This window comes from Pseudomonas wuhanensis, assembly GCF_030687395.1.
Taxonomy (GTDB): Bacteria; Pseudomonadota; Gammaproteobacteria; order Pseudomonadales; family Pseudomonadaceae; genus Aquipseudomonas; species Aquipseudomonas wuhanensis.
The window spans coordinates 2,613,671-2,629,241 of record NZ_CP117430.1; the positions used below are offsets into that span (position 1 = coordinate 2,613,671).

Sequence of the window (15,571 nt, forward strand, 5' to 3'; positions counted from 1 at the left end):
CGAAACTCAATACAATCAAAATATTGTCATGGATACACTTGCGCATGCCTCGTTCACGCTACAAATCACTGGTGGATGAATTTGCGGCGGATATTCGCTCAGGACGACTGTTGCCGGGCACGCGCCTGCCGACCCACCGCCAGCTGGCGGCAACGGAAGGCCTGGCCCTGGTGACGGCTAGCCGGGTTTACGCGGAGCTGGAAGCCATGGGACTGGTCAGCGGGGAGATGGGGCGGGGGACGTTCGTCAGGGAAACTTCGTGGTCGCCGGGCCAGAACATTGACCAGCATAGCGTTGCCGCCGGCATGACGGACCTGAACTTCAACTATCCAGCGCTCCCTGGGCAGGCAGAACTGCTGCGAAATGCCCTGCGCCAGCTCGCCTCGGCCGGCGATCTGGAATCGCTGCTGCGCTACCAGCCACATGCGGGGCGCCCGCATGAACGCGCCTCTGTGGCGCGCCATCTGCAAGTCCGGGGTCTGACGGTCGAGGCGGAGCAGGTGCTGATCGTCACCGGTGCCCAGCAGGGGCTGGCCGTGACGATGATGGCGCTGTTGCAACCCGGTGATGTGATTGCAGCGGACGCGTTGACCTATTCGGGCTTCAAGGCGCTGGCCGACTCACTGCACCTCGAAATCGTGCCCATTCCGGTGCTCGATCACGGGCCTGATCTGCAGGCGCTGGAAAGCCTGTGCCGGCATAGACGCGTGCGGGCCGTGTACACAATGCCGACCCTGCACAATCCGCTGGGATGGGTGATGAGTGCCGATCAACGGGAATATCTGGTGACGATTGCGCGTCGGCATGGGCTATTGATCATCGAGGACGCCGCTTACGCCTTCCTGGCGGAAAATCCCCCCGCACCGCTGGCGGTAATCGCCCCCGAGAGGACGGTTTACGTGTCAGGGCTCTCCAAGAGTGTGGCCACCGGATTGCGCGTCGGCTTCGTCGTCGCCCCTCTTCAACACGTGCCCGCGCTGGAGCGCACGATCAAAGCGACCACCTGGAACACCCCGGGCGTGATGACGGCAATCGCCACCACATGGCTCGACGACGGCACCGTCCTGCAACTGGAAGCCGAAAAGCGCCTGGACGCGCAAGCGAGGCAAGTCGTGGCCGGCGAGGTACTGGCGGGGCTGCGCTGTATCCGCCATCCCTCGTCGTATTTTCTTTGGCTGCCGTTGTCGGAAGACGCAAGAGCCGATCAGATCGCCATGGCTTTGATGCGGGAAAATGTGTCGGTTTCCACCGCCGAACCGTTTGCCACTTCAGCCAACGTCCCGCATGCGTTTCGTCTGGCGCTGGGCTCCGTGGAGATGGGGGCACTGCGTGAGGCGCTGGAAAAAGTGAAGTGGATGATTGGGGCTTATTCGTAACCGCTCTGAACCTGCTCAACGATCAGTTGGGCCAGTACCCGTACCGGCTCGGTAAAACTTTGCCGAGCCCGATGGACGAGGCCGATATCACGATGGAAGGTGTGTTGCCCCAGATCCAGCGCACGCACCCCGGCGGGCCAGTCCTGATGGATCGCCGTCTGCGGCACCAGCGCTACGCCGACGCCATTTTCGACCAGCTTGATAATGGCCTCCAGTTCATCCAGCTCGCACACTTCACGCAAGGTGAAATGCATCTGCCGCAAGAAACGATCGACCTGCCTGCCGCCGAACGATGATCGGTCATAGCGAATGAAGGGTTGGCTGGAAAGCAGTGCAGACCAGTCTTCTCCGGGCACATCGCGCGGAACGATCAGCCGGTAGGGCTCAAGGGCCAGGGTCGTCCAGCGCAGATCGCTTTGCAGCGAGAAGGGCGGGCGAATAATCACTGCCATGTCGATCTCGCCGGCATCCACCAGGTTGACCAACTCCATCGACAGACCCGGGATCACACGGGTTCGGCATTGCGGACATTGTTGGTGAAATTTGGCGAGCGCATCCGGCAAGTACGAGCGCTGCACGGAAGCGATGGCACCGATGTTCACCAGAACGCTGGCTGGCAGCCCAACCGTGGTGGACCCCAGATTGTCATAAAGGCGAAGCAGCTCCTGCGCCTGCAGAAGTATCTGATGCCCCATTCTGTTCAGGTGAGCCGAACGGCCCTTGCGGTCGAAAATCTGGAAACCCAGCTCGGCCTCCAGACGTTGCATCTGGGCGCTCACGGCGGCCTGGGTCAGTCCGATTCTGTTGCCGGCAGCGGCAAAAGTGCCTTCCCGTGCGACGGCGATAAGTGTTTTCAGTTCTTTGATCATTCACAAATATTAATTGTGTTTCTAAGAAATATATATTGATTTTTTTGTTTGTTCTGCGGCTCTACGATTGGCTCCGTAATCAAAAACAAAACCGATAAAACACCTTGATTGGAGTTCCGATGAGCCTTTCTCCTTTTCACCTGGCGATCCCTGTTTATGACCTCGCGGCGGCACGCACCTTTTACGGTGAAGTGTTCGGGCTGCAAGAGGGGCGCTCCAGCACGCAGTGGGTCGACTTTGATTTCTACGGTCACCAACTGGTTATCCATGAACACCCAAAAACTGCTTCTCAGGAGAGCGTGCATAGCAATCCGGTAGACGGGCACGACGTCCCCGTCCCGCACTTCGGCATCATCCTGGAGTGGCAGCAGTGGGAAGCCCTGGCCGAGCGCCTGAAGTCCTTTGGTACCGAGTTTGTGATTGAACCCTACATTCGATTCAAGGGGCAGGTCGGCGAACAAGCAACGATGTTCCTGTTCGATCCGTGTGGCAACGCACTTGAGTTCAAGGCGTTCAAGGATATGAGCCAGCTCTTCGCCAAGTAATAAAAGCAATGGCACAACCTTGTTGTGCCATTCGATTTCAAATGAGCTGGAAGCTCATGACTCTAGCAACTGCCCTGTAACGCAGTCCTTTCATTCCAACAAGAAGGCTAGACATGAAACGTATCCCTTTGGTTTGGCAAATAGTTGCCGGGCTGTTGCTTGGCGTGCTCGTCGGTTGGTACTTCAATACACACCCGCAATATCAAGGCTGGATCAGTTCTGAAATCCTCAAGCCCCTTGGCGATATCTTCATCAAGATGATGAAGATGGTCGTTGTTCCCATTGTCTTCTGTTGCATGATTCTGGGGATTGCCGGCGGCGGTGATAACAAATCTTTTGGGCGCATGGGCGTCAAGTCGTTGGGGTATTTCTTCGCGATTACCGGCCTGGCCATTGTGATGGGGTTGTGTTTCGCCAATATCTTCGAGCCCGGCACGGGTACTGATATTTCGGGCATTTCCCACGGCACCGCTTCGGTCAACATGGAGCCTTCGAAGGGCGCTCTCGTCATCCTGCAGAACATCGTTCCCGATAACGTTTTTGTCGCGATGTCGGAAGCGAAGTTGCTCTCGGTGCTGTTCTTCGCCGTGCTGTTTGGCCTGGCATTGAACTCACTCCCCAGAGAAAAAAGCGCACCGGTGGTGGCGATGGTTCAAGGCATCTCTGATGCAATGTTCAAGGTCGTCAGTATTGTCATGGCTTATGCGCCAATCGGTGTATTCGGCATGATCGGCGCCACCGTGGCGACCTTCGGTTTTGCCTCGCTATTGCCTTTGCTTAAGTTGATCGGTGTGGTTTACCTGGCTCTGATTGTCTTTGCGCTGGTGGTGCTGGGCGGTATTTGCTACTTGATTGGCGAGAATATTTTCAAACTGATCAAGTACTTCCGTAATGAGCTGATTCTGGCGTTCTCCAGCGCCGCATCGGCGTCGGTCATGCCGCAGCTGATGAGTAAGCTGGAACACTATGGCGTGCCGCGCCGAATCGTCAGTTTTGTGGTGCCGGTGGGGTATGCATTCAACCTGGATGGCGCGTCGATCTTCCTCGGCGTGGCGACGATTTTTGTCGCGCAACTCTATGGGATCGACCTGTCGCTGTCCCAGCAGATCTTGCTGGTGGTGACGATGGTGCTGACCTCCAAAGGAGCTGCCGGCGTCCCCGGATTCGCCATCATCATCCTGTCCGCCACCTTGGCATCGGCCGGTCTTCCATTGGAAGGGGTTGCACTGATTGCCGGCATCTTCCGGATTATCGACAGCGGTACCACCACCCTGAACGTGCTGGGCAATGCGATTGCCCCCTTGGTCATCGCCAAGTGGGAAAAGGTCAGCATTGAGCCTTCGGGAGTTGCCCGGGTGGTGCAGAAAACCTGATCACCATCCTCCAGTCAAACGCAATCCCTGTGGGAGCGGGCTTGCCCGCGAAGGCGTCATAACATTCAACATCCATGTCGACGTCAGTCCGCTTTCGCGAGCAAGCCCGCTCCCACAGGTTCCGTGCATTAACCCGTGTCAGTTACTTATCAGGAGTCATGCAATGAGCAGTCTTACTTACGTTCAGGAATACAACGCGATTGTCGGCGTACTTAACCAGTACAACGAAGGTGGCGCCAAGGCCGACAGCGCACTGATGAAGCCCGCCTTCAACGAGCAGGCCACGATGTTTGGCGTCGATGGCGACAAGCTCGTCGGCGGCGCGATTCAGAATCTCTACGATGTCATCGACAACGCGTTCCGCCCGTCCCCGGAAGCCAAAGCCGCCATCGTGCGCATCGACATCGTTGGCACGGCGGCCAGTGCGCGGGTCGATACCGACAACGTCTCGGGGTTCCGCTTCACCGACTTCTTCAACCTGCTGAAGGTAGAAGGCAAGTGGAGCATCGTCAGCAAGATTTACCATACCCATCCGAGCCTCTGATCCCTCGGATGTCGTGGGTCGGTGGTTGTGCATCGTCTGCTCAAGCTACCGATTGAATAAACCAGGGAGGTCCTCGACATCGAGGACTTTCCAGCAACCGGTAAAGAGCCCTTTAGCTAGCACCTAGCGCATTACAATCTCACTGAATTTGACGGTAAGCGCCTCATCATTCCCATCCCGAAACACCAACTTGATCGCAGGCGTTTTGCTCAGCTTGCTGTTGCTCTGCTGGAAGATCAGCGTAACCCGTGTCGGTACGTTGCGAATCAACGGGAAGCGTAGCCAGGCGTTGTCCTCGACCTGGCCCACCCGGATCGACTCGAACTTGAGAGGGCCGCCAGACTCGTCGAATAGTCGGGTGCCGTCGTCGAAGCGAAAGCTGCGGTCCACGTTCAGGTTGGTCAGTTCAAATGTGCAGGTGGGCAAACGGCCGATATTTTCGCAGCCCTCCAATTCGATGCGTACGTTATCCAGCACTTCCATGCGTTTGCCGAGCAGGTTGTTGCCTTCGTTTTCGACGATCTTGGCTTGCAGTTTGGCGAATTCGAAAGAGGGCTTGGCGTATTCGGTGCCCAGGATGAAGAAGCCAAAAGACAAGCCGGCAACCATGAAAAACTGCAATGCGCCGCGGAGCATCGGCGTGAAGTTACGGATCTGCCAGCCGATTGAAACGGCTCCCAAAAACAGAAATGTGCTCACCAGCAACACCACGTTTTTCCAGCTTATGAAGCTGAAACCGAAAACGCTGGGGTCCGGCACGGCATAAGTGATTAACGCCCACATGGCGCCCAGCACGACACCGAGGCCTGCCATGCCGCGGGTGATCAATGAGGTGATTTTCTGAGTGCGGGTAAGCGGTATTGCTGAATCTTGCGGGGATATCACGGTGCTGACTCCTTGTTCCATAGCCGATCGTCCATCCTTGAAGGCGACTGTCAGGCTGTAAAATAGAAAACCTTGAAATATCAAGGTCAGGGCCTGATTGTGGCGGGATGCCATTATCCAGTAATGGCGCTGTGGGTAAAGGCGCACGGTACGGCTGCACTGGAATAACCAACGATTATTTGCTTAAGTCCAGCTATCGCAGCCACGTCGGTGCAGTACTTCAATTCCTGAAGGGCGCTTCAACCGGAGAATCCCATGCCCCCTCGATTCCCGCGTTTCGCCGCATTGCTCGCCATCCTCCTGGTCGGCACTTTGCCCTGCGCCCACGCCGTCGAATACACCCAGGTCAACACCACCGCCAGCAAGATCTCGTTCACCTATAACCAGTTCGGCTCCCGGGCGTACGGCACCTTCGGCAAATTCGACGCCACGCTCGATTTCGACACGACGAACCCCACCGCGGCCCACGCCAAGCTGACCATCGACCTTGCCAGCATCGACGCCGGGGCCAGCGATGCCAACAGCGAGCTGCAAAAACCTGCCTGGTTCAATACTGCGAAGTATCCGGTGGCGACCTTTGAATCGACGGGGGTGGAAGCACTGGGCGATCACCGCTACTTGATCACCGGCAACCTCACGCTCAGGGGCCTGACGCGCGAGTTGCAGGTGAAGGTGCTGTTGAAACCGGAGAAGGCCATCGGGATCTTCGATGGCGACATCGTTGTGAAACGTAGCGACTTCAAGATCGGAGAAGGGGAGTGGGGCGACACGGTTGTCTCCGACGACATCAACATCCGCTTCCGCATCGTCGCGCCCGAGCGGTGATTTTCCTGTTAGGGGCTCGATCTGTGACAATAGCGGGCTTAACCCGGAGTCAGAAACTCAATGCCCCAGCTCATCCACTTTGCCACGCCATGCCCAGAACCCATCAACAGCCAGATCCTGCAGATGGTCGTCGACAACCTGACCGACATCAGCATGGTGGGCATCGCGCCGAGCAACCCGTTGTACAACGTCTATCAATACACAGTGGGCTACGAGGTTCATCTCTACCTCGAAGCGCTCAGCGGCGCCAAAGGCATTGCTGTCGAATTGATCGTTGCCACGGATGACGAAGACCCCGAGACAGTCATCGGCTTTCTGCTGTACCTGCCAGTCAAGGACGATCCCCATGCGTGCGGCGTGGCGTATATGGCGGTGCAGGCCAGCCATCGGCGGCGGGGCGTCGCGCGGGCGATGCTGCAAGACATGCTCGGCCGCTACCCGCATGCCGAACTGACCTGCACCGTTGCCAAGGTGCCCTGGTTCGAATCGATGGGCTTTCAAGTGCTGGGCGTGCGCGGCACGCAGGTGCTGATGAACACCCGTGATCACGGCACCGAAGGCTTGATGGGCCTACTGGATGTCACTTCGATCTACAGTTCTTTGGAGGTGCGGCAGATACATACGTATCTGCTGCAGAAACACGGCAAGCGGGCGATGATCGATGCAGAAAAGCAGCGCGACCGACATCTCGACCAAATGACGCGCAACGCCAAGGCGTTTGTGCTGGATCGTTTGAGCAAAGACGCCGGGCGCGGGTCTCGTCCCGACTAGACTGTTGAGTCCTTTCGGGCGCGCAGGCTGGCCGAGGCGTGATATTCTGTCGCATTAACTTGGTTTGACTTATTCAGTTCGCACGTCCACAGACGTGCTGACAGAATCAATGTCGCTCAAAGTAGCTGAGCCAATAATGATAAAAATCAGTACACGAGGGACATATAACTGAGGTCGATGGAGACACGTCGGCCTTGTGTGCCCACCTTCAAATCCTCGTAAGTGCAGGAACCCACGGCACGCTGCCTGCGTACCCGTACTCTTGGGTTGCTCACGTTGAGGATTGGGGGCGGATGGCGTTTATCATAGGTGCTACAGATGTTTAAGAAACTGAACACGGCCCTGCTGGGGCTGGCTTTGTCGATGGGGATCACGTCCGCTCACGCGGAAGAGGCAAAGAAAGTCGATGTGCTGCTCATTGGCGGCGGCATCATGAGTGCAACGCTGGGTGTCTGGCTCAATGAGCTGGAACCTGGTCTGTCGATGGAAATGGTCGAACGCCTCGACGGCGTCGCCCAGGAAAGCTCCAACGGCTGGAACAACGCCGGTACCGGTCACTCCGCCCTGGCCGAGTTGAACTACACCCCGGAAGACGACAAGGGCAACGTCCAGATCCCGAAAGCCGTTGAAATCAACGAAGCCTTCCAGATCTCCCGTCAGTTCTGGGCCTGGCAAGTTCAGCAAGGCGTGCTGAAGAACCCGCGTTCGTTCATCAACTCCACTCCGCACATGAGCTTTGTGTGGGGCGATGACAACATCAAGTTCCTGAAGAAGCGCTACGAAGCCCTGCAAGCGAGCCCGCTGTTCGCCGGCATGCAGTACTCCGAAGACCCGGCTGTGATCAAGAAGTGGGTTCCGCTGATGATGGAAGGGCGTGACCCGAACCAGAAAGTCGCGGCCACCTGGAGCCCGCTCGGCACCGACATGAACTTTGGCGAGATCACCCGCCAGTTCGTCGCGCACCTGCAAACCACGCCGAAGTTCGACTTGAAACTGTCTAGCGAAGTGCAAGACATCACCAAGAACGAAGACGGCAGCTGGCGCGTCAGCTACAAAAACCTGAAAGACGGCACCAAAACCGAAACCGACGCCAAGTTCGTCTTCATCGGCGCGGGCGGCGGTGCACTGCACCTGCTGCAGAAGTCCGGCATTCCTGAAGCCAAGGAATACGCAGGCTTCCCGGTTGGCGGCTCGTTCCTGGTGACCGAAAACCCGACCCTGGCCGAACAACACCTGGCCAAGGCCTACGGCAAAGCCTCCGTTGGCGCACCGCCAATGTCGGTTCCGCACCTGGACACCCGTGTTCTGGACGGCAAGCGCGTCATCCTGTTTGGCCCATTCGCGACCTTCAGCACCAAGTTCCTGAAAGAAGGCTCGTACCTGGACCTGCTGACCACCACGACCACCCACAACGTGTGGCCAATGACCAAGGTCGGCATCAAGGAATACCCGCTGGTCGAGTACCTTGCAGGCCAACTGATGCTGTCTGACGAAGACCGCCTCAACGCCCTGAAAGAATACTTCCCGAACGCCAAAGCCGAAGACTGGCGCCTGTGGCAAGCCGGCCAACGCGTGCAAATCATCAAGCGTGATGAAGCTGCCGGTGGCGTGCTGAAACTGGGTACCGAGATCGTTGCTTCCGCAGACGGCACCATCGCCGGCCTGCTGGGCGCATCGCCGGGCGCATCGACTGCCGCACCGATCATGCTGACCGTGCTGCAGAAAGTGTTCAAGGACAAGGTTGCCTCGCCAGCCTGGCAGGAAAAGCTGCACCAGATCGTGCCTAGCTATGGCACTCAGCTGAACAGCAGCCCTGAGAAAGTGGCTCAAGAGTGGGCTTACACCTCCAAGGTGCTGGAGCTGACTCCACCGCCGGCGATTGGTCAGGTGGCGGCTCCGGCTGCTGCCCCGGCTGCTCCGGCCAAGGCGCCGAAGGCTAATGCTGCGACGGATATGGCTTTGTAAGTAGAAGCGTGATTGGAAAGCCCACTGGATCGGTGACGGTCAGTGGGCTTTTTTGTGGGTGGGATTCAGTGCAGATGATTTGCGAGAGTCGCCAAAAGGAGCTGCTTTTGTGGCGAGGGAGCTTGCTCCCGTTGGGCTGCGGAGCAGTCCCAGCGCGTGATCGGCCGTTTGGTGACCATGTCACCGCAGGCGCTTTTGAAGGGGGATTTGAGGGTGAAGCTGGATGCGCCCTTCGCATCGCAACTATCAAAGCCCTTTACCGAGGGGCAAGCCTCTCAGTAAAGGGCTGAGTGATTACTTAGGTGGAACGAAGTTATCCAGCATTCGATTCACCGCCAGTTCCGCCAGCATGATGACCTGCTGAAGCGCCAGCAGGGTATTGCGGTGGGTGCCCTCCACCAATGCAGCGATGTCGCTGGCCATGACACTGGCCGACGCCAGGTTCTCGCACGTTTGAACCAGCAAGGCTTCATGGCCGACATCCGGCGCAACCATGTACATGGTGCTGGGTTTACGTGGGGTGTTGTTCATGATCGCCGCCGGGTTGAGGTAGAAATTTAGGGCGCGCTCGGCGGCTTCGTTGAGTTTTTTTGAATCGAGGGATTCGTACGGGGATGCCGGATCGGTGTCCGGTGGATTGGGTGTCACTTTGAACATAGATGAAACTCCCACTTAGAATAAATAAGAGCCATCACCCTCGCTACCAAACGAAGAGTGGCGGCCATACGCGGGTTGGTAGACCGGTCTAAGTAGGAAACCCGGCGCTCACAATGGAGCCCCACGCATGACCACCATATAAAGCTGAGCCCAAAAAAGGGACTCATAAGGTGTCGCCATGCGACTACTTAAAGGCGGGCTACCAAACCCGATCACTGTTTTTCAGTGACAGGGAAACGATATAGCCCGCCCCACAGCCGCACAAGCCAGCGGATTCTGGCGCACGCGTAGGCAACGACGCAAGGCGTTGTAGCCGTTAGGACGTAACAGCGGGTGTCTTTAAACACGCATCGTTAAACGTGTGAGCGCTTTCAAAAAAACGAGGAAGCGTCTGACATTTTTAGGGTTGTGTTGCGGCGCGACCGCACCTGTCGCCCGCTTAAAGTCATGCAGGGCGCGCGCGACGGCGTTTTTTTTTTGAATCGAGGGTTTGGTAGGAGAATGCCGGATCGGTCACCGGCGGATGGATATGACGCTGACCGCTGCGTCGGTACTTTTGAATGGAGCCGTGCAGAGTTGAAAAAGGATGGCAGCTGTAGATAGGTAATGGAGTCGTGGGAGGAGCTTCGCAATACCGACTTGGCCGAGGGCACCCTGTGCCACGGGCTGCTCCGCCCGGTCACTGCGGCGGTGACGGGAGACAAGATAACCGGCGACCGCCTGGCGCTGTATCAACCCTAACGCGAGGGAACGACTGCTACTGGCCGATTTATGCCCATCGCGAAGGGCAGAAAACGGCCAAAAGCAGCCCGTCGCGATCAGAAACGTTTGACGACAACGCGTCGCTCTCGCACTCTGTTTTACCCCCTATTTCTTCACTAGGCTTCCCTATGTCATTCGCGACCGTAGTGCTGCTCGACTCCTGGCCACAGCCAAGTACGTCGCCCGAACCCGTCGTGTTCGCCACGGACACGCAGCTATGTTTACGGTACTGCACCGCTGGGGAAGAAATAGCTGTAATTCATTTTCCCCTAGTAAAAAAAATTCAGTTCGGGTCACCAAACGACGAGGCATTGGGCGGCCATCCGCTTATTGGACTTGGCCTCAAGCATTACCAAATTCATCGAATAGATAATTCGCCTTGGCTAGCAGAGCTTGAGCAGAGAAACGCCATTCACCCACGACACGATAAACAGCGGTTTCTAAAAGATGCCATCCACTATGTCTTTACGTTTCAGGACTCTACCCTGGAATGCATCGTAATTGAGGGGCAGTTCTGGTATCCAAAAGTACAAGTCTTTACCTCGGAGCAGAAGGCAAGGGATGTCTGGCGCCAACTGATCAACGACGTGGGCGCATGATCCCCCATTGTCGCGTCTAGCCAAGTCACTTTCCAAATTCCAGCGTCAGATCGGAAAGGTGTGCCGGTCCAAAACGTTTAGTACTGTTATGATTAGAAAATGAAAGGGAACGCAAAAAAATCAACCATGAATCCAATTCGGCCCACCCCTGCGGCATACCACACAGACGACAGCTACTGGCACCTTCTTACCGCAGAAGATGGCTCGGTATATGTTCTCGTCAACTGCGAAGCGACTTTTGTGAGTTACGACACTCTGGTTAAGCTCAACTACGAGGAGCTGCGCGACTACCACGGCTTGGGCTGGCTATCCATTCAGCACCTGGCTAACCGGATCAACTACTTTGTCGATGATTACAATAGCCGACGGATCACCGGCCCTTTGCTCGATGCAGCTATACAGGCGTCGAAGCACTAAACATCCCCCAGACATCTGCCTAGTGTTCGTCAGTTCGCAGTTGGATGACGGCTATGGGCCGATTTCTACCTGTCGCCACCGTCAGCTTTGGGTCGACAGCCCACCTTCACGACAGGCAGAAATCGGTCAATGGGTACTTGTCTTGAACGGCTGCAATGGGTCGATTGCAGCCCTTCGTGACTGGCAGCGATCGGCCAAAAGCAGCCTCTTTGGCTCGCCCGCGCGCGGCCGTAAACACGTCAGTGCAATCAAGAATGGGACGAAGCAAACTGCGCTCCTAGCTCAGGGCGAATTTTAATGTATTTAAAAAATAGATCCGCCACCTGTTACTAAACAATTAAGGAACGAGGAAATGGACAGCAAACGAGTGTGGGTAACGACTGGGCTTTCTATTCTTAGTGTGGCAACTGTAATTACAGCAACCCCTTGGATTCTAACATTTCGTGATAATGCGTGGAGCGAGAACCCTGCAAGCTGGGGTGTGTTTGGGGATTACATTGGGGGAACACTAGCCACCATCCTTGCGGCCTTTAGCTTTCTAGGACTTATGTATAACGTGTGGTTGCAAGGCCAAGCCATGCAGAGCGACAGAGAACTACGTGACGACGAAATTTACAACAAGCAGGCAATTACATGTTTGGAACGTGCATTTAACCGAGTTTACCGTGAAGGGAGCAGCATTCCGATACGGGATAGGACAGCATGGCTGGATTGTGCAAGGTTCCTGCTGTCTGCGGACAAACTGTACGACAAGATAAAGTCAGACGGGTTTAAAGTGATGTATGAAAGCGAACGAGAATACTGGCGATGGAAGTTCGCAGATTTATTTGAGCCTGTAGAGGATTTTGAAGTTTCACAACAACCATCATACTTTGACGGTCCTATCCCAGATGAAAAGATTGATCATAGTTCTATCTACGTAATCTATAGCTTTTCGACGTGGCAGAAAGATCAGCCGGACATTTTGGAGAAGGTTATGAGCGATGGCGGAGACTTGAACATGGTTAGCAAAAAATATAGAGGGGCTAGGGAATTTTTGAGTAGGTCCGCCAGGTTTCAGCAGCGAGTTATAGAGAGATGAAGTGCAACTATTACATTCGGAACTTCTGAAGATCCCTGCATCAGCCAGGGCATTTTCGCAAATTGACCTGATCGCATCTTCACTAGATGCTCGGGCAGCTTTGGGGCGAAAGCGGTCGCTCGTGAGCGGCTGCTTCTGGCCGTTTTTTGCCTGTCGCAAGGACGCCAACCGACCCAAAACAGTCATCTGAACCGCATTGATCGACAGGAATGCCATCCACCAATCTTAAAATCGGGATGGTGGCTCGTTTCCGGCTTTGAGCTGCAAAAAGACCTGATCCGGATCTGCCTGGCACCAGTATCTGAACAGAAGGCGAGGCTCGGTATTTCCGAAATATTGATCCACGATGCTCTCGGGGGGCGTGGTGAGTTTAGGTTCTGGCCATTGCTGCGCTAAAACACCTATTGGTTTGCCAGACGAACAAATAATCCAGGTTGCCTTGCCTCCATTGATACCAGGTAGGTAGCCCATACCTTGTATCACTTTGATTAAGGCACGCAGGGTTGCTGATGGATCGAGTGTGATCGACGTCGCATGGCTTTCCAAATCATCCCCCGCATGAACGCTATCTCGATCAATGGCAACTTCCAACATGACTGCTCCTTTTTAGCGCTGTGCTGTCACTAGATCGACCAGCGTAGAGAACATCAGCGGCTACCTGTCTACAGTCTGCAATTGGCCGATTGCCGTCTGTGGCGATGGGCAGCAACCCAAGCGGACATCTACACTCTCTGATTGAATAAGCTATCGCCCACTGCACGATACTCGGACTTGAACGAATGACAGACAATCCTTTTCGTATTCCAACAGATGCTGAAATTGCTGACGCAGAGAGCAGGCTCAATTTTCGATTTCCCGATCAATATATCCGGTTCCTGAAAGGTGGCAGCGATGTCGCAAACGCCGCATTTGAACCTGCGGTGATTTTGGGGGAATGCATCCATCTAGATATCTTTGCAATTACCGAAACCGCCTGGGCCCAGGGTGTGCCCCGGGATTGGTTGCCTTTCATTGAAGATAACAGCGACTACTTCTGCATATCGGAGGCTGGTGTTGTTCGATACTGGTCACACAACGGAAGTACAGACGAAAGTTGGCCAACCTTTGCCGCCTGGTTCGAACAGGTCTGCATAGCCCTTGAGTAGTGTCTGTACGAGATCTGCAATCCATACCCAGCGTCCGCGTCTGGCCGATTACTGCCTGTCGCGAGAGGCAGCTTGGGGAGGTAACAGTCCTTCGCGACCGGCAGGTCTTAGCAACCAACCCCACATCACCGAACCACACTCACTCCGGCAACCCAGCCAGCCGCAACCCATCAGCAAACCGCTTAAAATCCTCAGAACGCTGGATCGGCAACCAGTCCTTCAGATTAGAAACACGCAAAGACGGATCCAGCTCGTGCAAACGCTGCATCGCCTGCTTCGCTTTGTCCATGCGTCCGCTGAGCGCATGACTGGCCGCGATCAGGGCAACTGATGCCAGGAGGCAGGGCAGGTTCCTCAGCGCCTTTTCCGCCCAGTCAGAAGCGGGATCGAAGCGCCCGGCGAAGAAGTGCGCGAGCGCCATCCCGACCTGCATCCTGAACATTTCCGGATCCAGCGGACTCAAGCGCACGGCATGGGTCAAATCCTTGATGGCGGCATCTGCTTCACCGCGCAGTGCGCGCAGGATTCCGCCCAGGAACCAGGCGGGGGCGAGGTTGGGGTTGAGCAGGCGTGCCCGGTCGAGCAGGGCAATGCCGCCATCGACGTCGCCGGCGAGGTGGGCAAGTGCATGTCCGCCTCGCGTCAGTGCCACCGCATCATCCCGGCCGAGTTCTACCGCCAAACGCGCAAGTCGTGCGCCCTCGGCGATTTCTTGAGGCCGATCGGTCATCCAGCCATTCAACTTGCGCCAGAAGTGGCACCAGGCGGCCATGCCATAGGCCGATGCAAATTCCGGATCGAGCTCGATGGCCTTGTAGAACAACGGCAGCGCTTGCTCGATGGCTTCGCGGGTGCCGTTGTGCAGTTTCGCCATGCCGCGCAGGTAATAGTCGTATGCGTCCAGGCTTTCCGTTGGTTTGCGCTTGGCGCGCTCGATTTCTGCCCGTTCCAGCTGCGGTGCTATGGCGCCGACGACGCTTTCGGCGATTTGATCCTGCAGCTCGAAGATGTCGTGGAGCATTCCTTCGAAGCGCTCCGCCCAGATATGCGTTCCGGTGGTCGCGTCGATCAGCTGCCCGGTGATGCGTATCTTGTTCCCGGACTTGCGCACGCTACCTTCCAGCACGTAGCGCACGCCGAGCGTCTGGCCGACGCCCTGTACGTCCACGTCCCGACCCTTGTAGGTGAAGCTTGAATTGCGCGCGATGACGAACAGCCAGCGGATTCGCGACAGGGCGGCGATGATGTCCTCCACCATGCCGTCGGCGAAATACTCCTGCTCTGGATCGCCGCTCAGGTTCTGGAAGGGCAGGACCGTAATGGAGGGTTTGTCCGGCAGGACGAGCGTGGGCGCAGGCGTTTGCTTCAGGTCCTCGGGCATGGGTTCTTCGATGTCAGGCTGTCGCGTTTCGCCGACCTCATCCACCGTGATTTCGCCGACGAAGCGGTATCCCTTACGGGGGATCGTGCGCACCAGGCGCTGCTCCTCGCCGGTATCGCCGATGGCCTTGCGCACCGCATTGATGTGGCTGGTGATGGTCGATTCCGAGACGATCCGACCGCTCCACACTGCCTTGAGCAGGTCGTCCTTGCTGACGACGCGATCGCGGTTGCTGACGAGTTGCAGCAATAGGTCGAAGACCTGCGGCCCGACAGCCACCACTTGCCCGCGCAAGGTCAGTTCCCGGCGCTCTTGATCGAGCACGTAGTCTTCAAACACGAATGGCAAGGTGAGAATCCCCTGGTCGAGCGCCCCC

Annotated in this window: 16 protein-coding genes; 11 read left to right on the top strand and 5 right to left on the bottom strand. The window is 56.4% G+C overall.

Annotated features, from left to right (window positions below):
- The first annotated feature begins 44 nt into the window (after window positions 1–44).
- A complete protein-coding gene (locus PSH88_RS12160) occupies window positions 45–1,376 on the top strand; it encodes an aminotransferase-like domain-containing protein (protein WP_305426403.1) in 1,332 nt (443 codons plus the stop codon).
- On the opposite strand, the gene PSH88_RS12165 is transcribed toward PSH88_RS12160, so the two are convergent.
- On the bottom strand, window positions 1,367–2,245 hold the full coding sequence (locus PSH88_RS12165; protein WP_305426404.1) for a LysR family transcriptional regulator: 879 nt from the start codon (window positions 2,243–2,245) through the stop codon (window positions 1,367–1,369). The genes PSH88_RS12160 and PSH88_RS12165 overlap by 10 nt on opposite strands.
- Before the next feature lie 119 nt (window positions 2,246–2,364).
- Here PSH88_RS12165 and PSH88_RS12170 point away from each other — a divergent pair, with 119 nt between their 5' ends.
- The 3 genes from PSH88_RS12170 to PSH88_RS12180 all read left to right on the top strand — a co-directional run bounded on the left by PSH88_RS12170 (window position 2,365) and on the right by PSH88_RS12180 (window position 4,707).
- Window positions 2,365–2,790, top strand: a complete 426-nt coding sequence (locus PSH88_RS12170; protein ID WP_008013629.1) for a VOC family protein — start codon at window positions 2,365–2,367, stop codon at window positions 2,788–2,790.
- A gap of 113 nt (window positions 2,791–2,903) precedes the next feature.
- Window positions 2,904–4,163 (top strand): cation:dicarboxylate symporter family transporter, encoded by a 1,260-nt coding sequence (locus PSH88_RS12175; protein ID WP_305426405.1) that lies wholly within the window; start codon window positions 2,904–2,906, stop codon window positions 4,161–4,163.
- Between the two features lie 163 nt (window positions 4,164–4,326).
- Window positions 4,327–4,707 carry a nuclear transport factor 2 family protein gene (locus PSH88_RS12180; RefSeq protein WP_305426406.1) on the top strand — a complete coding sequence of 127 codons (381 nt, stop codon included), beginning with the start codon at window positions 4,327–4,329 and terminating at the stop codon, window positions 4,705–4,707.
- A 123-nt stretch (window positions 4,708–4,830) separates the two neighbouring features.
- Here the strand turns inward: PSH88_RS12180 and PSH88_RS12185 are convergent, their stop codons facing one another.
- A complete protein-coding gene (locus PSH88_RS12185; protein ID WP_305426407.1) occupies window positions 4,831–5,592 on the bottom strand; it encodes a hypothetical protein in 762 nt (253 codons plus the stop codon).
- 255 nt (window positions 5,593–5,847) lie between these two features.
- Here PSH88_RS12185 and PSH88_RS12190 point away from each other — a divergent pair, with 255 nt between their 5' ends.
- The 3 genes from PSH88_RS12190 to mqo all read left to right on the top strand — a co-directional run bounded on the left by PSH88_RS12190 (window position 5,848) and on the right by mqo (window position 9,153).
- On the top strand, window positions 5,848–6,417 hold the full coding sequence (locus PSH88_RS12190) for a YceI family protein (RefSeq protein WP_305426408.1): 570 nt from the start codon (window positions 5,848–5,850) through the stop codon (window positions 6,415–6,417).
- Between the two features lie 60 nt (window positions 6,418–6,477).
- Window positions 6,478–7,188: a GNAT family N-acetyltransferase gene (locus PSH88_RS12195; RefSeq protein WP_305426409.1), complete on the top strand. Its 711-nt coding sequence runs from the start codon at window positions 6,478–6,480 to the stop codon at window positions 7,186–7,188.
- 318 nt (window positions 7,189–7,506) lie between these two features.
- Window positions 7,507–9,153 (top strand): malate dehydrogenase (quinone), encoded by a 1,647-nt coding sequence (mqo, locus tag PSH88_RS12200; protein ID WP_305426410.1) that lies wholly within the window; start codon window positions 7,507–7,509, stop codon window positions 9,151–9,153.
- A gap of 294 nt (window positions 9,154–9,447) precedes the next feature.
- Here the strand turns inward: mqo and PSH88_RS12205 are convergent, their stop codons facing one another.
- Window positions 9,448–9,810: a DUF6124 family protein gene (locus PSH88_RS12205; RefSeq protein WP_305426411.1), complete on the bottom strand. Its 363-nt coding sequence runs from the start codon at window positions 9,808–9,810 to the stop codon at window positions 9,448–9,450.
- Window positions 9,811–10,700: 890 nt separating this feature from the next.
- On the opposite strand from PSH88_RS12205, the gene PSH88_RS12210 reads away from it, so the two are divergent.
- The 3 genes from PSH88_RS12210 to PSH88_RS12220 all read left to right on the top strand — a co-directional run bounded on the left by PSH88_RS12210 (window position 10,701) and on the right by PSH88_RS12220 (window position 12,669).
- Window positions 10,701–11,171, top strand: coding sequence for a hypothetical protein (locus PSH88_RS12210; protein ID WP_305426412.1), 471 nt, complete (start codon window positions 10,701–10,703; stop codon window positions 11,169–11,171).
- 99 nt (window positions 11,172–11,270) lie between these two features.
- Complete coding sequence (locus tag PSH88_RS12215) at window positions 11,271–11,588, top strand: hypothetical protein (protein ID WP_305426413.1); 318 nt, start codon at window positions 11,271–11,273, stop codon at window positions 11,586–11,588.
- A 352-nt stretch (window positions 11,589–11,940) separates the two neighbouring features.
- Window positions 11,941–12,669 carry a hypothetical protein gene (locus PSH88_RS12220; RefSeq protein ID WP_305426414.1) on the top strand — a complete coding sequence of 243 codons (729 nt, stop codon included), beginning with the start codon at window positions 11,941–11,943 and terminating at the stop codon, window positions 12,667–12,669.
- Window positions 12,670–12,894: 225 nt separating this feature from the next.
- Here the strand turns inward: PSH88_RS12220 and PSH88_RS12225 are convergent, their stop codons facing one another.
- On the bottom strand, window positions 12,895–13,263 hold the full coding sequence (locus PSH88_RS12225; RefSeq protein WP_305426415.1) for a hypothetical protein: 369 nt from the start codon (window positions 13,261–13,263) through the stop codon (window positions 12,895–12,897).
- A 185-nt stretch (window positions 13,264–13,448) separates the two neighbouring features.
- Between PSH88_RS12225 and PSH88_RS12230 the strand changes: the two genes are divergently transcribed.
- Window positions 13,449–13,814 carry an SMI1/KNR4 family protein gene (locus PSH88_RS12230; RefSeq protein ID WP_305426416.1) on the top strand — a complete coding sequence of 122 codons (366 nt, stop codon included), beginning with the start codon at window positions 13,449–13,451 and terminating at the stop codon, window positions 13,812–13,814.
- A gap of 139 nt (window positions 13,815–13,953) precedes the next feature.
- Here PSH88_RS12230 and PSH88_RS12235 read toward each other — a convergent pair whose 3' ends face one another.
- Window positions 13,954–15,543, bottom strand: coding sequence for a winged helix-turn-helix domain-containing protein (locus tag PSH88_RS12235; protein WP_305426979.1), 1,590 nt, complete (start codon window positions 15,541–15,543; stop codon window positions 13,954–13,956).
- Window positions 15,544–15,571 lie beyond the last annotated feature (28 nt).

Bases quoted from the DNA above. Each gene is read 5' to 3' on its own strand.
- PSH88_RS12160 (WP_305426403.1), top strand. From the start codon at position 45: ATGCCTCGTTCACGCTACAAATCACTGGTGGATGAATTTGCGGCGGAT.
- PSH88_RS12165 (WP_305426404.1), bottom strand. From the start codon at position 2,245: ATGATCAAAGAACTGAAAACACTTATCGCCGTCGCACGGGAAGGCACT.
- PSH88_RS12170 (WP_008013629.1), top strand. From the start codon at position 2,365: ATGAGCCTTTCTCCTTTTCACCTGGCGATCCCTGTTTATGACCTCGCG.
- PSH88_RS12175 (WP_305426405.1), top strand. From the start codon at position 2,904: ATGAAACGTATCCCTTTGGTTTGGCAAATAGTTGCCGGGCTGTTGCTT.
- PSH88_RS12180 (WP_305426406.1), top strand. From the start codon at position 4,327: ATGAGCAGTCTTACTTACGTTCAGGAATACAACGCGATTGTCGGCGTA.
- PSH88_RS12190 (WP_305426408.1), top strand. From the start codon at position 5,848: ATGCCCCCTCGATTCCCGCGTTTCGCCGCATTGCTCGCCATCCTCCTG.
- PSH88_RS12195 (WP_305426409.1), top strand. From the start codon at position 6,478: ATGCCCCAGCTCATCCACTTTGCCACGCCATGCCCAGAACCCATCAAC.
- mqo (WP_305426410.1), top strand. From the start codon at position 7,507: ATGTTTAAGAAACTGAACACGGCCCTGCTGGGGCTGGCTTTGTCGATG.
- PSH88_RS12205 (WP_305426411.1), bottom strand. From the start codon at position 9,810: ATGTTCAAAGTGACACCCAATCCACCGGACACCGATCCGGCATCCCCG.
- PSH88_RS12210 (WP_305426412.1), top strand. From the start codon at position 10,701: ATGTCATTCGCGACCGTAGTGCTGCTCGACTCCTGGCCACAGCCAAGT.
- PSH88_RS12215 (WP_305426413.1), top strand. From the start codon at position 11,271: ATGAAAGGGAACGCAAAAAAATCAACCATGAATCCAATTCGGCCCACC.
- PSH88_RS12220 (WP_305426414.1), top strand. From the start codon at position 11,941: ATGGACAGCAAACGAGTGTGGGTAACGACTGGGCTTTCTATTCTTAGT.
- PSH88_RS12225 (WP_305426415.1), bottom strand. From the start codon at position 13,263: ATGTTGGAAGTTGCCATTGATCGAGATAGCGTTCATGCGGGGGATGAT.
- PSH88_RS12230 (WP_305426416.1), top strand. From the start codon at position 13,449: ATGACAGACAATCCTTTTCGTATTCCAACAGATGCTGAAATTGCTGAC.